Origin of the sequence: Rhizobium sp. Leaf262 (genome assembly GCF_001422245.1) — a bacterium.
In the GTDB taxonomy this organism is placed as follows: domain Bacteria; phylum Pseudomonadota; class Alphaproteobacteria; order Rhizobiales; family Rhizobiaceae; genus Agrobacterium.
Window position 1 is genome coordinate 186,800 of record NZ_LMMM01000016.1, and the last position, 17,684, is coordinate 204,483.

Sequence of the window (17,684 nt, forward strand, 5' to 3'; positions counted from 1 at the left end):
GCGCCTCAGCCTTTGGCCAACAAGCCAGAGGCCATCGATCTGAAGGCCTCGATGGCCTTCGGGAAAGCCTCACGCGGATCGTCGGCTGCGGCAATCCATAGCGCAGCGTTCAATACGGCACCATTCAGCAGCCATGTCGCAGCCCTTGCATCCACGGGTTTGAGTGTCCCGTCATCAACAAGTGCCTGTACTGTTGTCTCGATGCGGCGCAGACAAGCGGTCTGGTTGGGCCATTTGGCTGGATCGCCCAGGACTGCCGGTCCGTCGAGCAGCATCACGCGCTGAATTTCCGGCTCCAGCGCCATCTCGATATAGGCCGCGCTTTCCGAGAGCAGACCAAGCCACGGTGTTTCCGCGCCCTCCTGCACGACGCGCAGACGCGCCAGCATTTCGGCATCGATCTGGTCGATTACCGCCTGGAACAGGCCCTTCTTGTCACCAAAGTTATGGTAGAGAGCGCCACGCGTAAGGCCCGCATCCGCAGTGATGTCATCCATGGACGATGCGGCGTAACCCTTTGTGGCAAAGGCTTTTCGAGCCGCGCTGATGAGTTTTTCGCGGGTCTCCTCCACCATCTGTGCTCTTGTTCTTGCCGCCATTTCGTACCCCTTTTAACATACACTCCGTATGCTTATTGACATACATGCCGTATGTATACTATTTGAACATACGGCGCGTATATCAAATATCGCCCAAAAGGAAAACATTCAAAGGCCGTTCAGTTCGATCTTCGCTCATCGCATGACACGTTGAGCGGAACAGGAGGCGGCTGCCCAATGCAAAGGATGATGACAATGAGCACACGCGAAGCAGTTTTTCCGGCCCATCGACATGCACTCTATGAGAAGCATGGCTATTCGGCCGCCATCCGCTCCGGCGACCTTCTGTTTGTGTCAGGTCAGGTCGGGAGCCGCGACGATGGCTCCGCCGAGCCTGATTTCGCAAAGCAGGTGCAGCTTGCTTTCGACAATCTGAAGGCGGTGCTTGCCGCTGCCGGTGCGACCTATGACGACATCATCGATGTCACCACCTTTCATACCGACCCTGAAAACCAGTTCGAAACGATCATGGCTATCAAGGAGAAGGCCTTCAGCGAAAAGCCCTATCCGAACTGGACTGCAGTCGGTGTAAACTGGCTGGCCGGGTTCGATTTCGAAATCAAGGTGATCGCCCGTGTTCCACACGCCGCTTGATGTACAGGCAGAGGGAGGGGGTATTCCCCTGCCCTCCGTCAGCCATTGCCGATGAGAATGCCTGCGGCGAGAACCAGCGATCCGCCCAGAACGACCTGGAAGACCGCGCGTAGGAACGGCGTTTCCATGAACCGGTTCTGGATGAAGGCGATGGCCCAGAGTTCAACGAAAACGATGATGGCTGCAACGGCGGTTGCTGTCCAGAAATGCGGGATGAGATAGGGCAGCGTATGCCCCAGGCCGCCGATGGCCGTCATGATGCCGGAGGCAAGGCCACGCTTGAACGGCGAACCTCGGCCGGACAGCTTGCCATCGTCATGCGCCGCCTCGGTAAAGCCCATGGAAATGCCTGCACCCACCGATGCCGAAAGGCCGATGAGGAAGGTCTGCCATGTATCCTGGGTGGCGAAAGCGGCTGCAAAGATGGGAGCAAGTGTAGACACCGAACCATCCATCAGTCCCGCGAGGCCGGGCTGAATATAGGTCAGCAGGAACTGCCGTTTGGCGGTTTCCTCCTCCTCAGATTTCACCTCCTGCGGCAAATGCTTGCCGTCCAGCATGGCGGCAATGTCTTCGTGGCCGCGTTCGGCCTCTGCCAGATCGCCCAGAAGTTTGCGCGTGGACGCGTCAGAGACATGCTTCATCGCCTCTTCGTAGAAACGAATGGCCTGTGCCTCCATCAGTTCAGCCTGCTCACGGATGGTTTCGAGAGATAGATTCTGGACCAGCCAATCGGGCTTGCGCTCGTAAAAACCGCGCACATGCTCGCGGCGGATCAGCGGGATGATATCGCCGAACCTGTCCTGATGCATGCCGATGAGCATGTTGCGATGCGCCTGCTCGACTTCGGCCATATCCTCGAACACTTTGGCCGATTGCGGATACTGGGCACGCAGATGCCCCGCATAGGAACGATAAATCCGCGCATCATCCTCTTCGGACGAGATGGCAAGAGCGAGAATTTCCTGCTCGTTGAGGGATGTGAATGGACGCTTGGACAGAGAGAACAGGCTGCGAAACATGGAATGCTCCTTTAGAATAATTCTAAATAAATCGAATTCCGTGAGGACGCAAGTCAGTTTAGAACCATTCTAATAACACATATACCGGTTAAAAGGTCGCATTGCGCAAAGGGTTGGAACAGACACATAATGGACGCGGATCGAAGGGTACTCCATGAACGAACACATACGCGGTCGCGCCGCCCACAGTGCCGAGATACAAATGCGTGCCGAAGCCGATATGGCGCGTATGGGAGTGGACCCTGCCTTCCTGGAGAAGCTGGTGAACGTCTTTTACGCGCGCATCAGAGCTCATGAGGCACTTGGCCCCGTCTTCGAAAACCGGCTGGCGGGAAAGTGGCCAGATCATCTGGAGAAGATGAAAGGCTTCTGGTCGGCCATCGCCTTCAAGACTGGAGCCTATGGTGGGAAACCCGTACAGGCGCACCACGGCGTAAGTGGGTTGAATGAGGACCTTTTCCGGCAATGGCTGGCGCTGTTTTCAAGCACGCTGGACGAGATTGCCCCAACACAGGCAGCCCATGACTGGTTCATGGTTACCGCCGAGCGGATCGCACGCAGCCTGACCCTTTCCCTGTTTTACAACCCAGCACTGGACGACCCTTCACTCAGGCGCTGACATCACAGGTTTCGCTTCTGGAAAACGCTGGGCCGCGACGCATTATCACCAAGATTTTCTTGAAGGCTTCCACCGGACATGATTAGTAGTTCGCGGGAGGCGTACCAGGCGGTTCGCCTTAAATCCTAAGAGTTAGGGCTAAATCGACATGGATCGCAGATCATTCATCCGCAACGCTGGTGCCATGGGCGCTGGCGTGACCGCAACCGCTCTTGCAGCGCCTGCCATTGCGCAGGAAAATCCCAAGATCACCTGGCGCATGACGTCATCCTTCACCAAGGGCCTCGACATCCTCTTCGGTGCGGGCCAGATCGTTGCGGATCATGTGAAGGAAGCTTCCGGCGGCAATTTTACCATCCAGCATTTTGCCGGTGGCGAAATCGTGCCTGCCCTTCAGGCCGCAGACGCGGTGACCTCCGGAACGGTCGAAATGGCCCATACCTGCTCTTATTATTATGTCGGTAAAGACCCGACCTTTGCACTCGGCACATCCGTTCCCTTCGGCCTCAATGCACGCCAGACCAACGCATGGTTCAATCAGGCGGGCGGCAACGAGCTGTTGAACGAGTTTCTGGCCAAGCACAACATCTACTCCATTCTGCTGGGCAACACCGGCGCGCAGATGGGCGGCTGGTTCCGCAAGGAAATCAACACCATCGACGACCTGAAGGGCCTGAAGATGCGCATCGCCGGCCTCACCGGTCAGGTCATGCAGAAGGTCGGCATCACGCCGCAGCAGATTGCCGGTGGCGACGTCTATGCCGCGCTGGAAAAGGGCACGATCGACGCAACCGAATTCGTCGGTCCTTACGACGACCAGAAGCTGGGCTTCTACAAGGTCGCGAAATACTACTACTATCCCGCATGGTGGGAAGGTGGCCCCGCATGCCACGCCTTCGTCAACCTCGAAAAGTTCAACAGCCTGCCGGAGAATTACAAACGCATCCTCAAGGATGCCTGTGCTGCAGGCAGCGCGTCCATGCTGGAGCGGTACGACGCCCGCAATCCCAAGGCGTTGAAAGAACTGGTCGCCCAGGGCGCCATCCTGCGGCCTTTCAGCCAGGAAATCCTCGACGTCTGCCACAAGGCGGCGCTGGAGACCTACGCGGAGATTTCCGCCGTCAACGAGAACTTCAAGAAGATCTACGAAAGCCAGCAGGCATTCAAGAAAGACGCATATCTCTGGGCGCAGATCGCTGAATACACATATGACACCTACATGATGATCCAGCAGCGCAACGGCAATCTGTAATCATCCGCTTCTGATCGCATCGAATGGCCACCCGACTAAGCCGGGTGGCCATTTTTGTTGGTGGCCGCGACAAGCTTCCACACTTCCCGCTCTCGCCATGCCACCGGGCTCATGCCGGTGATGCGGCGGAATTCGCGATTGAAGTTGGATTTGGTCTGAAACCCGCTTTCAAGCATGATCGAGGTCACGGATTGATCCGTTTCCTCCAGCAGACGGCAGGCATCCCTGATCCGCAACTGGTTGATATATTGCGATACGTTGCCGCCGGTGGCGCGATTGATGGCATTGGAAAGCTGACGGCTGGGTAAAGACAGCTTGCGCGCCAGCCGGGTCAGAGTGAGATTTTCGTCGCGATAAAATTTTTGCCGCGCCATCAGATCATCCAGCCGTGACATGATCTCGTGATCTTCAGCGGTCGGACTGGGTGCTTCCGTGGCCGGATCGTTGGCGTTTGGCAATGTATCCGGCTTGCTGTCTCCGGCGACCCATGCGGTGAGGCCGATGAGGAGAAGACCGAGCAGATTGCCGTTGCTGACGATCACGCCTGCATTTTCACCCCGCGCCCAGTGAAAATCGAGCAGGACGAGAATGTCGAATACTGCCGACAGGCAGAGAGCAGCGGCAGCGATGTAGAGCGCGCGATGTACAGAAGTGACGCTGGCAAACTGCACCTCCTCCAGCCCATCCGGACCTCGACGCCCGAGCAGCACGATGGCAATTGCATAGCCGACGAAGAGAATGATCAGCATGAGATCGATGGCGAAAGGAAACACGACGATCGCGAAGGCGAGAACAATGGGCGGCCCCGCGATGCTGGCGATGTTTGCAGCACTCTTGACGTTCCAGTCCTTCATCAGGCTGCGGAAACTGGCGTAGGCGAGCGGCGGCAAGAATGACGCCATGATCGGCAGCGCAAATTTCAGTGAGTCGATCTGATACCCCCAACGCAGGCCGACGAGGGTGGATTGCACGGCGCTGAGTGCAATCAAGGCCAGAAACGGTCGGTTGGCTTTACCTTCGCCATTGCCGCGAAGGATCGATGCCAGCATCAGAAACAGCAACAGCGCGACGACGATGGGCAGGGGAATGAAAACCACGGCAAGCGACCTGACATAACGAGAGTGCTGCCTCCTACATGGACCAGATCGCGTTTGCGGACGACCTCAAACATGTTTCAGGGCGTGGAAAAATTGCGATGGGTCGAAACCAACCTCGTTGTTACAAACCATGAGGCTTTTCCATGCGCTCCATCATCTCCGCAACCCTTCTTCTGTCGGCATTTACCCTGCAATCTGCTCTTGCGGGTGAAAGTGTCGGCACTCGTGATGTCACCATCCACTCCCCTGCCCGCGCCAAGGAATTGGCCGTGACCGTCTGGTATCCATCTGATGGCCAGGGCGAGACGGTCAAGGTCGGCGAAAACAGGATTTTCAAAGGTGCCGCCGGCTTCAGGAATGCAGGCATTCAGCCTACGCGCAGGCCATTGGTACTCCTGTCGCACGGTTCCGGCTCTCGCGGCATCGGAATGGCGTGGATCGCAACGGAATTGGCGAAAGCCGGTTTCTTCGTTGCGGCACCAGATCATCCCGGCACGACGAGCGGCGATTCCACGCCTGAAGACACGCCAAAAATCTGGGAACGCACAGATGATCTCTCGACGATCATCACCGCACTTTCAACCGACGCCCAGTGGTCGAAAGTGATAGATGTAGACCGGATCGGCGTTCTGGGTTTCTCGCTGGGTGGTAGCGCGGCGCTGGAACTGGCAGGCGCACGCGCCGATCTCGACGCCTATGTGCAATATTGCGTGGACTATTCAACATCCATGGACTGCACTTGGTTCTCCGGCGGGCGGGGCTACCGCAACAATCAAAGGATCGATGTGCCGCCCTTCGATCTGCGCAGTGTTGACAAGGCGCGATTTGAACAATCCAACCGCGACCCACGCCTGCGGGCTGCCGTGCTTGTCGATCCAGGGCTGGAGGTTGCATTCCAAAAGGAGAGCCTGAAGGCCATCGCTATTCCCCTGTCCTTCATCAATCTGGGTAGCGTTGGCCAGATACCCGTTTCCGTGCTGTCCGATCAGTTGGCGAAGGACGTGCCCGGAGCGACTTATGCGCAAGTCGACGATGCCAACCATTTCAGCTTTTTGCCGCTCTGCAAGGATGACGCTGCCGCGTTTTTGAAGTCAGTGGGCGAGATCGATCCAATCTGCGAGCCTGCCGGACCACGCGACAGGGCGGACATTCACAGGGAACTCGCCGCGTTGATCGTGGGTGCTTTCGACAGGTCATTGAAGTCCAGCCACTGACATCTCGCCTGCCCGCCCATCTGAACAGAACAGACCGGCATTATCGTGCCGGTCTTCTTCCTGGTCTGATCTTCGGTGGCGAGCCTCTTAACTGTTTTTTCAAACCTCAATCGCAGAAGTTAGGAGCGGCGTTCAAGCCGACAAAAAGCAAATTAAAAATCAAGACCGGGCCTTGGGGAAAATTATGATTATCGATAGTTTGCTAGCGCGCTTCAAGATACAAACCAAAGTCATTGTTTTCATCGCTCCGTTCATTGCAAGCATTCTTGCAGTCGGACTTTCAGGACTATACGCATCGAATTTGCTGCAGAGTCGGATGGATGTTTCCAACACCATTCTGCAATCGCTCACGGGCTTCAAGGAAGTCTATGGCGGCATGACGTCGTTTCTCAACAATACTAATGATGAAACACGCACAGCTTTGCATCGCCAATTGTCCGAGCAGGCCAATTTTCTTCGCTCGACGGCAGACAGCGCTTCGCCTGAAATAAAAGATGCCATCGACCGCACGAAAATTATCGATGATCAGGTGAACGAGTTGTGGTCGAGCCATCAGAAAGAGCAGGTGCTTCGGACGGGCATGAACACCGACCTGTCGGTCGTTCTCAAAGAACTGAACGGTCTCCTGTCGAATGCCACCAACACCCGCAATACGCTCCAGACGGATGAGGCGAGAGCCAAGCTTCTGTTGCGCGAAGCCGACAAGCTCAATCGTGGTGCGACACTCATCGCAACCGTTGTGACCGACTTCAACAAGGTGACGGTACCGGAAGAAAAGATCGCGGTGGTCAAGGCAGCTATCGATAACCTCGAGGCTACAGCCAAGGAACTCGTCGCCATCGCCTCCATCGACCAGAAGGTGCTGATCGAGCAAATCGCAGATGCGGTAGCGCAGATTCGTACCCAGCTCAACATCGGCATGATCAACGACAGTACGGTGGGTACCATCGATCGCGTCGTCAATCTCATGCGCCCGGCCACCATTCGCCTCCAGGGGTTTGCGACCGTCAAGTCGAGACAGGCGACGGAAGTATTCGGACAGCTGGATCAGCCCATCGAACAGGCAACCAGCTTTCTTGCAACGGCACGCCAGATTGGCGACGACGCCAAGAACCTCGAGCTTGAAATGGCAGGCTATGTGGCGCAACCCAGCAAGGCTGCGCTCGAAAAATTCAGCGATGCCGCCTTCCGGCTCAATGTATCTGCGGGCGCCATGACGGCCGATGCCACCATGTCCGAAACGACCCGCAAAAGCGCCAAAGCCATCGACGATATGGCAACCAAGCTGGACCGCTCGGCGTCCGACCTCCTTGCGGTGTCCGAGCAGCGTAAAGTCGCCTTCGGAATGGCGGAAGAGGAAATTCGCCGGGTGTGGATCAGCCTGACGGACTTTGCCGGGAAGCAGAGAACCGCAGCCGACAGTGAACGCAGCAAGGCCGATGGCATCTCGCTTTCCGCCATGGTGATCGGTGTTCTGGTCGCGATTTTCGCGGGCATCGGTCTGGTGATGACCTTCAAGGGGCCGATCCTCGGCATCGTCAGCGCCATGAAGCGACTGGCCAAGGGCGACATCGATATTGCGCTGAACGGCAAGAACCGTCATGACGAAATTGGCGATATGGCCCGTGCTCTCGAAGTCTTCAAGGAAACCGCCGAAGAGCGCATTCGCCTGGAAGCGGCGACGCAAGAACAGCGCGCGTCAGCGGAAGCTCAACGGCAGTCCAACGAGTCTGAACGCGAGCAACTGGATCGCCAGATCCAGTTTGCCGTCAACGCGCTGGCAGGCGGTCTCAAGCGGCTCTCCTCCGGTGACATCTCCACCACGATCGACACGCCTTTCAACGATCGTCTCGAGCAACTGCGCGTCGACTTCAACCAGTCGATGTTGCGCCTGCGCGAAACCATCGGCGGCATTCAGGAGAACGTCAGTGTCATCAGGGGCAATGCCCAGCAGATGTCGGAGTCTGCAGTCGACCTTTCTCGCCGTACCGAACGACAGGCGGCATCGCTGGAAGAAACCGCAGCAGCGGTTGACGAGGTCAACTCCAATATGCGCAATGCCGTTGATCGCGCCCGCGAAGCCAACACAATCGTCGACAAGACACGCCGCAATACGGAAGAATCGCTCGTCATCGTGCGCAATGCGGTTTTGGCCATGCAGCGTATCGAAAACGCGTCCCAGACGATCGGCAATATTACCGAGGTCATCGACTCCATCTCCTTCCAGACCAATCTTCTGGCGCTCAACGCAGGGGTGGAAGCCGCCCGCGCCGGCGAAGCAGGCAAGGGCTTTGCCGTTGTTGCCCACGAGGTGCGCGAGCTTGCGCAGCGGTCAGCCTCTGCAGCCAAGGAAATCCGACAGTTGATCTCGGTCTCCTCCACAGAGGTGGCAGCCGGCTCCAGCCTTGTGAACCAGACGGGTGACGCACTGGCGCAGATCGGCTCCCAGATTGCCCATGTCAGCGAACATGTCGAAAAGATCACCCAGGCAACACAGGATCAGGCCGTCGCGCTGCAACAGATCAACAGCTCCGTCGGGGAAGTCGATCTGCTGACGCAGCAGAACGCAGCGATGGTGGAAGAGACCAGCGCGGCCAGCGAACAGCTGAACGAGGAAACGGATCAGCTGTTGCATCTGCTCGAGCAGTTCCACATCGAAAGCGGCCAGCGCGACAACCGCATCGCGGCCTGATCGGGTCTTATCCAGACTTTCCAGACGCGCGGGCGGTTTCGCCCGCGCGTTTTGCATTCAACGCGATCAAACAATCCTCGCGCAGCTGTGATCGGCCTTCCTTTATCCTCTGCCCGCCGTAAAGATTGGATTCAGCCTTTTTTGATAATTTGTCGTTAGTCATATTTTTTCATGGTCTCAGGATGGCGCATTTCGTGCTTATCCGCTTGTTTTGCGTACGGGTTCTCATGCATCGATCGACAGCGCCAGCCATTATACTCGCCTGCCTATCCCTCGTGGGCTGTACGTCCAGTTCCGGACCGGATGGTCTCATGGCCGGTATTCCATCGAAGGAAACGACGAGTTCCGTCACACCTTCTGCACCGGTGCCTCAAGCCAGTGTCGGTGCACCGCTTCGGGCCGAACCTGCCCAGAACGTTCTGGCCTGGGGTGGACCAATGCCAGCGGAGTCCCCTGCCTTTGCAGCCGTCGATCACCAGACCGCTGCGCCACGCTCCATGCCGCAGATCGAAGCGCCGATTGCACCGCAGGCAGGCGTTGCCATGCCGAATGAACGGCCCGTACAGATGGCGATGGCTGCAGCCCCTGCGGTCAATGCCGGACCAGCGGTCCGTTCCCGCATCTTCAGGTCCAATTTCAGCGATGCCAAGCCGATCAACTTCGGCAAGGTAACCCCCCGGCATTTCCCCGTGCATGGCGTGGATGTGTCGCGTTGGCAGGGCAATATCGATTGGGAACGGCTGAGGTCGCGGGGCGCCAACTTCGCCTTCATCAAGGCAACGGATGGCGGAGACCATCTGGACCCGATGTTCAAGACAAACTGGAACCGCGCCAAGGCCGCCGGCGTGCGCCGGGGTGCCTATCATTTCTTCTACTGGTGCCGCCCTGCCAGCCACCAGGCGGAATGGTTCATTCGCAATGTACCGCGTGACCCGGATGCACTGCCACCGGTCATCGACGTGGAATATAACGGCGAATCCAGCTGCAAGATGCGCCTGCCGCGCGCCAAGGTTCTGGAAAAGATGCAGGTCTTCATGGACATGCTGGAACGCCACTACGGTCAGCGACCCATCATCTACACCGCCCCGGATTTCTACAAGGATCACCTGTCGGGTGAGTTCAAGAACTATCCTTTCTGGCTGCGGGCCGTGGCTCAGCACCCGTCCAAGGTCTATCCCGACCGCAAGTGGCTGTTCTGGCAATATTCCGGCTCTGGCCTGTCGCATGGTGTGGAAGGCAAGATCGACCTGAACGTCTTCGGAGGCAGTGAAGAGGCCTGGCACCGCTGGACACGCGGTAACGGCTGATATCGAGGCCGACGGCCTAGTTCGAAAATCTCCTGGCCCCCGCCACGCAGGCCACAACACCGAGTGTGACGACCATCATCGCCGCACTCACTGGCTCGCCCAAAAGCGTGGCGGCAAGTGTGAGGCCGAAGAATGGCTGGAGCAATTGTAACTGTCCCACGGCTGCAATGCCACCAAGCGCCAGCCCGCGATACCAGAAGATAAAGCCTATCAGCATGCTGAACAGCGACACGTAGAACAGGCCGCCCCAAGCCGTGCCGGTGATGTTGGCCAAAGATGCGGGCATGGTGAACATTGCAAGCGGAAGCATGACGGGCAGCGACAGAACCAGCGCCCAGGAAATAACCTGCCAGCCGCCCAGACGCCGAGACAGGGCGGCACCTTCGGCATAACCGAGCCCGCATGCGGCGATGGCCGCGAGCATCAGGAGATCGCCGGTCAGCGATGCGACCCCATCCTGCATGAAGGCGAAGCCGGCAACGAGGAGGCTGCCGAGGCAGGAGAAAAGCCAGAACACGGGTCTCGGCCGCTCTCCACCACGCAGAACCGCAAAGAGGGCAGTTGCTAACGGCAATAGCCCAATGAAAACGATGGAATGAGCCGATGTGATGTGCTTGAGGGCGAGTGCGGTCAGCAGCGGAAAGCCGACGACGACACCAAGCGAAACGACGGCGAGCGGCAGGAGATCACGCCTTGCCGGACGCGCCTGACAGAAAACCATCAGCAACACGCCCGCCATCAACCCGGCAATACTGGCACGTGCAACGGTTAGAAAAGTGGGGTCAAAGCCCGCGACAGCAAGCCGCGTCGCGGGCAATGATCCGCTGAATATCATAACCCCTATGAGACCGCTCCACCAGCCGCCTGTCGCCTTGTCCATGCCGTCGCTCCAATTTCACGCAGCTATGCCCTGCCGACGATGGCGTGACCAGCAACAGTGCGATACAGTTACTCAAAACCGTATTGGTTCATGGAGCAGTACAGATGGACATATCGGCTGCGGTGCGGGAGAGCACCTCACCCCGGATAGACCGCGTGATGGTGGAAATTCGCCGTCGCATCGCATCGCGCCAACTGACACAGGGGGCGAGGCTGCCATCCGTACGAGCCTTTGCGAAAGTCATGCAGGTTTCCACCTCAACGGTTGTCGAAGCCTATGAGCGGCTTGCGGCGGACGGGGCCATCCGCTCGCGCCCGGGCTCCGGTTTCTATGTTGCCAATGCGGTCGCTCCATTGTCCCTTGCCGATATCGGACCCAGGCTCGACCGTGCGGTGGACCCGTTCTGGGTTTCGCGGCTGGCACTGGAAGACGGGCCCGACCTTGCCAAACCTGGCTGCGGATGGATGCCCGCCTCCTGGATGCCGCAGGAGGTTCTCCGCCGTGCGATGCGCACTCTGGGGCGAAGCGATGCCCACCATCTGACGGACTACAGCACGCCCCTGGGCTACGCACCGTTTCGTCAGTTTCTGTCAGGACGCCTTGCCGATCAGGGTATTCATGCGGGCGCCGAGCAAATCATGCTGGTTGAGTCGGGGACACAGGCCATAGACCACCTGTGCCGTTTTCTGCTGGAGCCGGGACAGACAGTGCTGGTCGACGACCCCTGTTACTTCAACTTCCATGCCCTTCTGCGCGCCCACCGCGTCAAGATCGTCGGCGTGCCCTACGCGCCGACCGGACCGGATCTGACGCGGTTCGAGCAGGCTTTGGAAGACCACCACCCTCGGCTCTACATCACAAATTCTGCAATCCACAATCCAACGGGGGCGGTGCTGTCGCCAGCGACAGCACATCGTGTCCTGATGCTGGCCGGGCGTTCAAACATGACAATCATCGAAGATGATATTTTTGCGGATTTCGAAGAGGATAAAGCGCCCCGGCTCGCCGCTTTCGATGGCTTGCAGCATGTCGTCCAGATCGGCAGCTTTTCGAAGACGCTCTCGGCCTCCGTGCGCTGCGGTTACATCGCCGCGCCGAAACACTGGGTGGAGCCGTTGACGGACATGAAGATCGCGACCGGCTTTTCCGGCAGCCAGCTATCGGAGGTATTGGTCTATTCCGCTCTAAGAGACATCCAGTACCGACGTCATATAGATGCGGTCAAGGCGAGGCTGGCACGGGCCAGACAAGCCGCTGTAGCGAGCCTCGGCACGCTTGGAATCGTACCGTGGATCGAGCCGGATGCCGGCATCTTTCTCTGGTGTAGGTTGCCAAACGGCGCAGACGCTGCGACCGTTGCCCGCCACGCCCTGACCCGAAATGTGGTGCTTGCGCCAGGAAATATCTTCAGCCAGGCGCAGGCTGCATCCAACTTCATGCGCTTCAATGTCTCTCAATGCGACGATCCCAGATTGATCGAAATTCTGCACGGAGCACTTGCCGAAACGGCAAAGTGATTTTTTAGTCTATTATGTCTTTCTTACATGGTCGGAACCAATCACGCAGATTTGCATTTCCTCCCCAGTAGCAAGAGGAGAAAACACCATGACATTCGATCCAAACCTGCCCCGCGACCCTAATCTTCGCCCAGACCGTCCAGAGCTGCGCACCACACCGGAAGCCGCTCGCAAGTCCGCCGGATGGGCACCATGGGTTGCCGTTATCGCGGTCCTCCTGGTCGGTGGCTTCATCTGGATGCAGATGAGCGCGCCGTCCACGACCGATCCGACGACGACATCGTCCACGACACCGCCAGCGGTATCTGACCAGGCACCAGCGCCTGCGCCAATGACGCCGGAAGCACCAGCCAACAACACGGCCCCTGCTTCGCCAACGACAAATGGCACGCAGACCCAGCCTTAAGGGTCATGATTGTCTAAATAAAAAGACCGCTTGTCCTTCGGGCAAGCGGTCTTTTTTTGTATTAAAATAAGACGTTCGGATCAATCGTCCTTCATCTTCAGCGCCGCGATGAAGGCTTCCTGTGGGATGTCCACCTTACCGAACTGGCGCATGCGCTTCTTGCCTTCCTTCTGCTTGTCCAGAAGTTTGCGCTTACGGGTGGCATCGCCGCCGTAACACTTGGCGGTCACATCCTTGCGCATGGCCGAAATGGTTTCGCGCGCGATCACGTTGCTGCCGATGGCGGCCTGGATCGGAATTTTGAACATGTGGCGCGGAATGAGGTCTTTCAGCTTTTCGCACATGTCACGGCCACGCTTTTCGGCAGCCATACGGTGCACCAGCATGGAAAGCGCATCCACCGGCTCCCCATTGACCATGATCGACATCTTCACAAGATTGCCTTCGCGATAACCATCGAGATGGTAATCGAAGGATGCATAGCCCTTGGAAATGGATTTCAGACGGTCGTAGAAATCAAAGACCACTTCGTTGAGCGGCAGCTCATAGGTGATCATGGCGCGCTTGCCGACATAGGTCAACTCGGTCTGAATGCCGCGACGGTCCTGACAGAGCTTTAGAATACCACCGAGATAATCGTCTGGTGTCAGAATGGTCGCCTTGATCCACGGTTCGCGGATCTCGGAAATCTTGACGACGTCAGGCATATCAGCCGGGTTGTGCAGCTCGCGCTCCGAACCATCCGTCATCGTCAACTGATAGACCACCGATGGGGCGGTCGCGATCAGATCGAGATCGAATTCACGCTCGAGGCGCTCCTGAATGATTTCGAGATGCAAGAGGCCAAGGAAGCCGCAGCGGAAACCGAAGCCGAGAGCGGCGGATGATTCCATCTCGAAAGAGAACGACGCATCGTTGAGTCGCAGCTTACCCATGGCGGCGCGCAGATCTTCAAAGTCGGCGGCATCGACCGGGAACAGGCCGCAGAACACCACGGGCTGGGCAGGCTTGAAGCCGGGCAGAGCCTGCGCGGTTGGGCGCTTGTCTTCGGTGATGGTATCGCCGACGCGGGTATCGGCCACTTCCTTGATCGAGCCGGTAATAAAACCGATTTCGCCCGGACCGAGGCTATCGACAGCCACCATCTTCGGTGTGAGCACGCCAACGCGCTCCACCTGATATTTCGCGTCCGTGCCCATCATGCGGATCGTCTGGCCCTTGGTCAGCACACCATCGAGCACGCGCACGAGAACCATGACGCCGAGATAGGTATCGTACCAGCTATCGACCAGCAGAGCCTTCAACGGACCCTTTTCGCCAAGCTCGCTCTTTGGTGGCGGCAACTGGTGGACGATGGCTTCCAAAACGTCGGGAATACCGAGACCGGTCTTTGCCGAAATCAGCACGGCCTGAGATGCATCGATGCCGATGACTTCTTCGATCTGCTCCTTGATGCGCTCCGGCTCGGCAGCGGGCAGATCGATCTTGTTCAGAACCGTGACCAGTTCGTGGTCGTTGTCGATGGCCTGATAAACGTTGGCCAATGTCTGCGCTTCCACGCCCTGGGATGCATCCACGACCAGCAGCGAGCCTTCGCAGGCGGACAGCGAACGCGAGACTTCGTAAGCAAAGTCGACGTGGCCGGGCGTGTCGATGAGGTTCAACACATAGGTTTCGCCGTTATTCGCCATGTAATGCAGGCGCACGGTCTGTGCCTTGATGGTGATGCCGCGTTCGCGCTCGATATCCATATTGTCGAGCACCTGCTCGGACATATCGCGCTCGGCAAGGCCGCCGGTAGACTGGATCAACCGGTCTGCCAGGGTCGATTTGCCATGGTCGATATGGGCAACGATGGAGAAGTTGCGGATATGGTCAAGCGGAGTGCGGGTCGAATGTGTGCTCATGCCCCGCGCTATAGCAGGGGCTCTTGCGCTGGAAAAGCGGGAATTTGGCTAAAAGTCTTTTAAATCGGGCTTTTCAGCAGGCAAGACGGTGGTCTTGATGAGCTTGCCGTTTCAAACATTGCTATTTCCATGGTCGGGCTCGTCTCAAATTCGGGGACATGCCCATTGACTCCATCATCTGAGAAATATAATCTTAGATGATGGAAAATGATCAGGAAATTTTCGAGCGGTCAATCGCAGATCGTATCAGGCATTTGCGGACCTCGGCTCAACTCACGCTCGACCAGCTGGCCAGCGCTTCGGGTGTCAGTCGAGCCATGATATCACGCATCGAACGGGGAGAGGCCAGCCCTACCGCAGCGCTTCTTGCACGAATTTGCGCCGCACTGGGGCTTTCCCTCTCCGGCTTCTTTGCCGAAGACGAAACCGATATTTCGCCCTTGGTGCGAAAACGCGATCAACCCACATGGAAAGACCCCGAAACGGGCTATGTGCGGCGTGCCGTCTCACCAGCAGGAACGGGATCCGAGGTCGATATCGTCGAGGTTGATTTTCCGCCTCACGCCAGCGTCAGCTTTCCACCGCACACCGCCAGCCATGGCATGACGCAATATGTCTGGCTGCTGGAGGGATGCTTGGAGATGACCACCGGTGGGGAGGTCTTCCGTATGGAACCGGGAGACTGCCTGTTCATGCCCGTGGGCGAAGGGCACAGATTTCACAATCCGTCCGGCCAGCCCGCCCGCTACGCAGTCGTACTGGACCAGCGAAAGCGCTGACACATCAGGAGTTTTGAATGACAGATATTCGAATGCTGAACGGCGAAGAGACCCTTGCCGCTCTACCCGACCTTTGCGACGTCCTATCCGATTGCGTCAATGGCGACGCCTCTGTCGGCTTCATGCTGCCATTTGCGCCACCTGATGCGATACCCTTCTGGCAGGGCGTTGCTCAGTCCGTGACGAAGGGTGACACTCTTCATATGGTCGCGCAGGTGGATGGCAAAATCGTTGGAACCGTCCAGGTCGGGTTTTCAACCAAAACCAACCAGCCTCACCGCGGCGACCTGATGAAACTTCTGGTGCATCGTGATGCCCGCGGCTTGGGTCTTTCACGCAAGCTGATGGATAGGATCGAGACGGAGGCCGCGAAACGGGGGAAAACGCTTCTGGTTCTGGACACTTCAACAGGCAGCCTTGCGGAATCGATCTACCCTCGATTGGGCTGGCAACGTGTCGGTGTAATCCCGGATTACGCGCTGCATCCCGATGGTCGCCATTGCAGCACGACGTTCTTCTACAAGAAAATCGGTTGATGCCGATGTGCACGCAGCGCAGCCATCGACATAGAGCAGCGCTTGCAAACGTGCCGCTGCTGACCGAACATGTCTCGACAGTTTCTCGACCGCACCCGTGAGGACATGATGGCAGATACAGATCGAACCGATAAGCCGCGCATCTCCATTATCTATTGCACCCAATGCAACTGGCTCCTGCGATCCTCATGGATGGCGCAGGAACTGCTGCACACATTCGCCGATAGTCTTGCGGAGGTATCGCTGGTGCCGGCGACAGGCGGACGGTTCGAGATTCTCGTAAACGGCACCCCGATCTGGGAGCGAAAGCGCGACGGCGGATTTCCTGGGCCGAAAGAACTCAAACAGCGCGTGCGTGATGTCATCGATCCCGACCGCGATCTTGGCCATCTCGACCGTTCAAAGAATGAAGGTCTCGATAGCTGATTCTCGAATCGCGCCCTCTGAAATGGACCAAAATACTCTCCCAAGGTCCCGCCGCTCAGGCGCCCGGTTCGGGCATCCAAGATTTTTCTGCAGAAAAATCAAAGATCGTCATAAAACTTCAAAATGGCTGTTGACACCGAACGGCTCCCCCCGTACATCGCTCCTCGTCGCCCAGATGGCGGAATTGGTAGACGCGCCAGCTTCAGGTGCTGGTACTCGAAAGGGTGTGGAGGTTCGAGTCCTCTTCTGGGCACCATTCCATTTTTGATCTTAGCCAGATCAATCACTTAGCAAAAAAATAACAGAATTTTCGCCCCTTGGGCGATGCATCGATGTGTCTGTCACGCCTTTGTCCATGCGACGACGGCACCCGCTAAGGCACGTGAGACGAGCTCGTTATCAGGGCTTTGTTTGTTTTCGGGAAAACAGGTGCGGTTACTGCCCGGTCGTTGCCGAAGCACCTTCATTGGGTGAATGCTCTTCACAATTGGGCGTGCAGGACAGCACGGTGCGGGCCGTCTGGCGGAAGACGCGGACGGTGTTTCCTTCATCGATGGAGACGAGCACACGCTCATCGACAATGGCGTTGCCGTCGGCATCCAGAAGAACAAGATTGGTGGTACCGAAGCTGCGACCGGTGAGAACGATGGTCGTTGCGTCTGCAACGGTGGCGTCGGCCACCTTCGAATTGCCGATAATGACTTTGCTGACTGGCCTGTCCAGTTTCAGGACTCGGGCATGGTTCATCGAGACGCGCAACATTTCGTCCTCGGCCGAAGCGCTCACCGCCGACGTTGCGAGCAGCAGCGTCACGGTAACAGCAATTCTCGCCATTGA

The 17,684-nt window shown here is 57.6% G+C and carries 17 protein-coding genes and 1 tRNA gene; 12 read left to right on the forward strand and 6 right to left on the reverse strand.

Annotated features, from left to right (window positions below; translation table 11 throughout):
- Window positions 1-5 precede the first annotated feature (5 nt).
- The gene (locus ASF29_RS15070) at window positions 6-599 is read right to left on the reverse strand and encodes a TetR/AcrR family transcriptional regulator (protein WP_062451475.1); all 594 of its coding nucleotides are present in this window, start codon (window positions 597-599) and stop codon (window positions 6-8) included.
- A gap of 195 nt (window positions 600-794) precedes the next feature.
- On the opposite strand from ASF29_RS15070, the gene ASF29_RS15075 reads away from it, so the two are divergent.
- Entirely contained in the window at window positions 795-1,193 is a 399-nt protein-coding gene (locus tag ASF29_RS15075) for a RidA family protein (protein ID WP_062451476.1), read from the forward strand.
- 38 nt (window positions 1,194-1,231) lie between these two features.
- Here ASF29_RS15075 and mbfA read toward each other — a convergent pair whose 3' ends face one another.
- Window positions 1,232-2,215, reverse strand: coding sequence for an iron exporter MbfA (gene mbfA / locus ASF29_RS15080; protein WP_062451477.1), 984 nt, complete (start codon window positions 2,213-2,215; stop codon window positions 1,232-1,234).
- Between the two features lie 154 nt (window positions 2,216-2,369).
- Here mbfA and ASF29_RS15085 point away from each other — a divergent pair, with 154 nt between their 5' ends.
- Window positions 2,370-2,834: a truncated hemoglobin gene (locus tag ASF29_RS15085; RefSeq protein WP_062451478.1), complete on the forward strand. Its 465-nt coding sequence runs from the start codon at window positions 2,370-2,372 to the stop codon at window positions 2,832-2,834.
- Window positions 2,835-2,982: 148 nt separating this feature from the next.
- A complete protein-coding gene (locus ASF29_RS15090) occupies window positions 2,983-4,086 on the forward strand; it encodes a TRAP transporter substrate-binding protein (protein ID WP_062451479.1) in 1,104 nt (367 codons plus the stop codon).
- Between the two features lie 35 nt (window positions 4,087-4,121).
- On the opposite strand, the gene ASF29_RS15095 is transcribed toward ASF29_RS15090, so the two are convergent.
- Window positions 4,122-5,183: an AraC family transcriptional regulator gene (locus ASF29_RS15095; RefSeq protein ID WP_062451480.1), complete on the reverse strand. Its 1,062-nt coding sequence runs from the start codon at window positions 5,181-5,183 to the stop codon at window positions 4,122-4,124.
- Window positions 5,184-5,326: 143 nt separating this feature from the next.
- On the opposite strand from ASF29_RS15095, the gene ASF29_RS15100 reads away from it, so the two are divergent.
- The 3 genes from ASF29_RS15100 (at window position 5,327) to ASF29_RS15110 (ending at window position 10,396) form a co-directional block, all read left to right on the forward strand.
- Window positions 5,327-6,397 (forward strand): alpha/beta fold hydrolase, encoded by a 1,071-nt coding sequence (locus tag ASF29_RS15100; RefSeq protein WP_062451481.1) that lies wholly within the window; start codon window positions 5,327-5,329, stop codon window positions 6,395-6,397.
- A 316-nt stretch (window positions 6,398-6,713) separates the two neighbouring features.
- The gene (locus tag ASF29_RS24715) at window positions 6,714-9,089 is read left to right on the forward strand and encodes a HAMP domain-containing methyl-accepting chemotaxis protein (RefSeq protein ID WP_200925542.1); all 2,376 of its coding nucleotides are present in this window, start codon (window positions 6,714-6,716) and stop codon (window positions 9,087-9,089) included.
- A 227-nt stretch (window positions 9,090-9,316) separates the two neighbouring features.
- Window positions 9,317-10,396, forward strand: a complete 1,080-nt coding sequence (locus ASF29_RS15110) for a GH25 family lysozyme (protein ID WP_062451686.1) — start codon at window positions 9,317-9,319, stop codon at window positions 10,394-10,396.
- Window positions 10,397-10,412: 16 nt separating this feature from the next.
- On the opposite strand, the gene ASF29_RS15115 is transcribed toward ASF29_RS15110, so the two are convergent.
- Entirely contained in the window at window positions 10,413-11,276 is an 864-nt protein-coding gene (locus ASF29_RS15115; protein WP_062451483.1) for a DMT family transporter, read from the reverse strand.
- Between the two features lie 104 nt (window positions 11,277-11,380).
- Here ASF29_RS15115 and ASF29_RS15120 point away from each other — a divergent pair, with 104 nt between their 5' ends.
- Window positions 11,381-12,793, forward strand: a complete 1,413-nt coding sequence (locus ASF29_RS15120; RefSeq protein WP_062451484.1) for a PLP-dependent aminotransferase family protein — start codon at window positions 11,381-11,383, stop codon at window positions 12,791-12,793.
- Window positions 12,794-12,881: 88 nt separating this feature from the next.
- Complete coding sequence (locus ASF29_RS15125) at window positions 12,882-13,199, forward strand: hypothetical protein (protein ID WP_062451485.1); 318 nt, start codon at window positions 12,882-12,884, stop codon at window positions 13,197-13,199.
- Window positions 13,200-13,279: 80 nt separating this feature from the next.
- Here the strand turns inward: ASF29_RS15125 and lepA are convergent, their stop codons facing one another.
- A complete protein-coding gene (lepA, locus tag ASF29_RS15130; protein WP_062451486.1) occupies window positions 13,280-15,118 on the reverse strand; it encodes a translation elongation factor 4 in 1,839 nt (612 codons plus the stop codon).
- 185 nt (window positions 15,119-15,303) lie between these two features.
- On the opposite strand from lepA, the gene ASF29_RS15135 reads away from it, so the two are divergent.
- The 4 genes from ASF29_RS15135 (at window position 15,304) to ASF29_RS15150 (ending at window position 17,103) form a co-directional block, all read left to right on the forward strand.
- Complete coding sequence (locus tag ASF29_RS15135) at window positions 15,304-15,885, forward strand: helix-turn-helix domain-containing protein (RefSeq protein ID WP_062451487.1); 582 nt, start codon at window positions 15,304-15,306, stop codon at window positions 15,883-15,885.
- A gap of 17 nt (window positions 15,886-15,902) precedes the next feature.
- On the forward strand, window positions 15,903-16,421 hold the full coding sequence (locus ASF29_RS15140) for a GNAT family N-acetyltransferase (protein WP_062451488.1): 519 nt from the start codon (window positions 15,903-15,905) through the stop codon (window positions 16,419-16,421).
- A 108-nt stretch (window positions 16,422-16,529) separates the two neighbouring features.
- Window positions 16,530-16,847, forward strand: coding sequence for a SelT/SelW/SelH family protein (locus tag ASF29_RS15145; RefSeq protein ID WP_062451489.1), 318 nt, complete (start codon window positions 16,530-16,532; stop codon window positions 16,845-16,847).
- Between the two features lie 169 nt (window positions 16,848-17,016).
- Window positions 17,017-17,103: transfer RNA gene (locus ASF29_RS15150), tRNA-Leu, on the forward strand.
- Between the two features lie 179 nt (window positions 17,104-17,282).
- On the opposite strand, the gene ASF29_RS15155 is transcribed toward ASF29_RS15150, so the two are convergent.
- The gene (locus ASF29_RS15155) at window positions 17,283-17,681 is read right to left on the reverse strand and encodes a pilus assembly protein N-terminal domain-containing protein (protein ID WP_156462698.1); all 399 of its coding nucleotides are present in this window, start codon (window positions 17,679-17,681) and stop codon (window positions 17,283-17,285) included.
- Window positions 17,682-17,684 lie beyond the last annotated feature (3 nt).

What these genes read in the sequence shown, in the direction of transcription:
- ASF29_RS24715 (WP_200925542.1), top strand. Translation starts at nt 6,714, where the DNA reads ATGGATGTTTCCAACACCATTCTGCAATCGCTCACGGGCTTCAAGGAA.
- ASF29_RS15155 (WP_156462698.1), bottom strand. Translation starts at nt 17,681, where the DNA reads ATGGCGAGAATTGCTGTTACCGTGACGCTGCTGCTCGCAACGTCGGCG.
- ASF29_RS15100 (WP_062451481.1), top strand. Translation starts at nt 5,327, where the DNA reads ATGCGCTCCATCATCTCCGCAACCCTTCTTCTGTCGGCATTTACCCTG.
- ASF29_RS15085 (WP_062451478.1), top strand. Translation starts at nt 2,370, where the DNA reads ATGAACGAACACATACGCGGTCGCGCCGCCCACAGTGCCGAGATACAA.
- ASF29_RS15145 (WP_062451489.1), top strand. Translation starts at nt 16,530, where the DNA reads ATGGCAGATACAGATCGAACCGATAAGCCGCGCATCTCCATTATCTAT.
- ASF29_RS15125 (WP_062451485.1), top strand. Translation starts at nt 12,882, where the DNA reads ATGACATTCGATCCAAACCTGCCCCGCGACCCTAATCTTCGCCCAGAC.
- ASF29_RS15075 (WP_062451476.1), top strand. Translation starts at nt 795, where the DNA reads ATGAGCACACGCGAAGCAGTTTTTCCGGCCCATCGACATGCACTCTAT.
- ASF29_RS15070 (WP_062451475.1), bottom strand. Translation starts at nt 599, where the DNA reads ATGGCGGCAAGAACAAGAGCACAGATGGTGGAGGAGACCCGCGAAAAA.
- ASF29_RS15115 (WP_062451483.1), bottom strand. Translation starts at nt 11,276, where the DNA reads ATGGACAAGGCGACAGGCGGCTGGTGGAGCGGTCTCATAGGGGTTATG.
- ASF29_RS15135 (WP_062451487.1), top strand. Translation starts at nt 15,304, where the DNA reads ATGATGGAAAATGATCAGGAAATTTTCGAGCGGTCAATCGCAGATCGT.
- mbfA (WP_062451477.1), bottom strand. Translation starts at nt 2,215, where the DNA reads ATGTTTCGCAGCCTGTTCTCTCTGTCCAAGCGTCCATTCACATCCCTC.
- ASF29_RS15120 (WP_062451484.1), top strand. Translation starts at nt 11,381, where the DNA reads ATGGACATATCGGCTGCGGTGCGGGAGAGCACCTCACCCCGGATAGAC.
- ASF29_RS15110 (WP_062451686.1), top strand. Translation starts at nt 9,317, where the DNA reads ATGCATCGATCGACAGCGCCAGCCATTATACTCGCCTGCCTATCCCTC.
- ASF29_RS15140 (WP_062451488.1), top strand. Translation starts at nt 15,903, where the DNA reads ATGACAGATATTCGAATGCTGAACGGCGAAGAGACCCTTGCCGCTCTA.
- ASF29_RS15090 (WP_062451479.1), top strand. Translation starts at nt 2,983, where the DNA reads ATGGATCGCAGATCATTCATCCGCAACGCTGGTGCCATGGGCGCTGGC.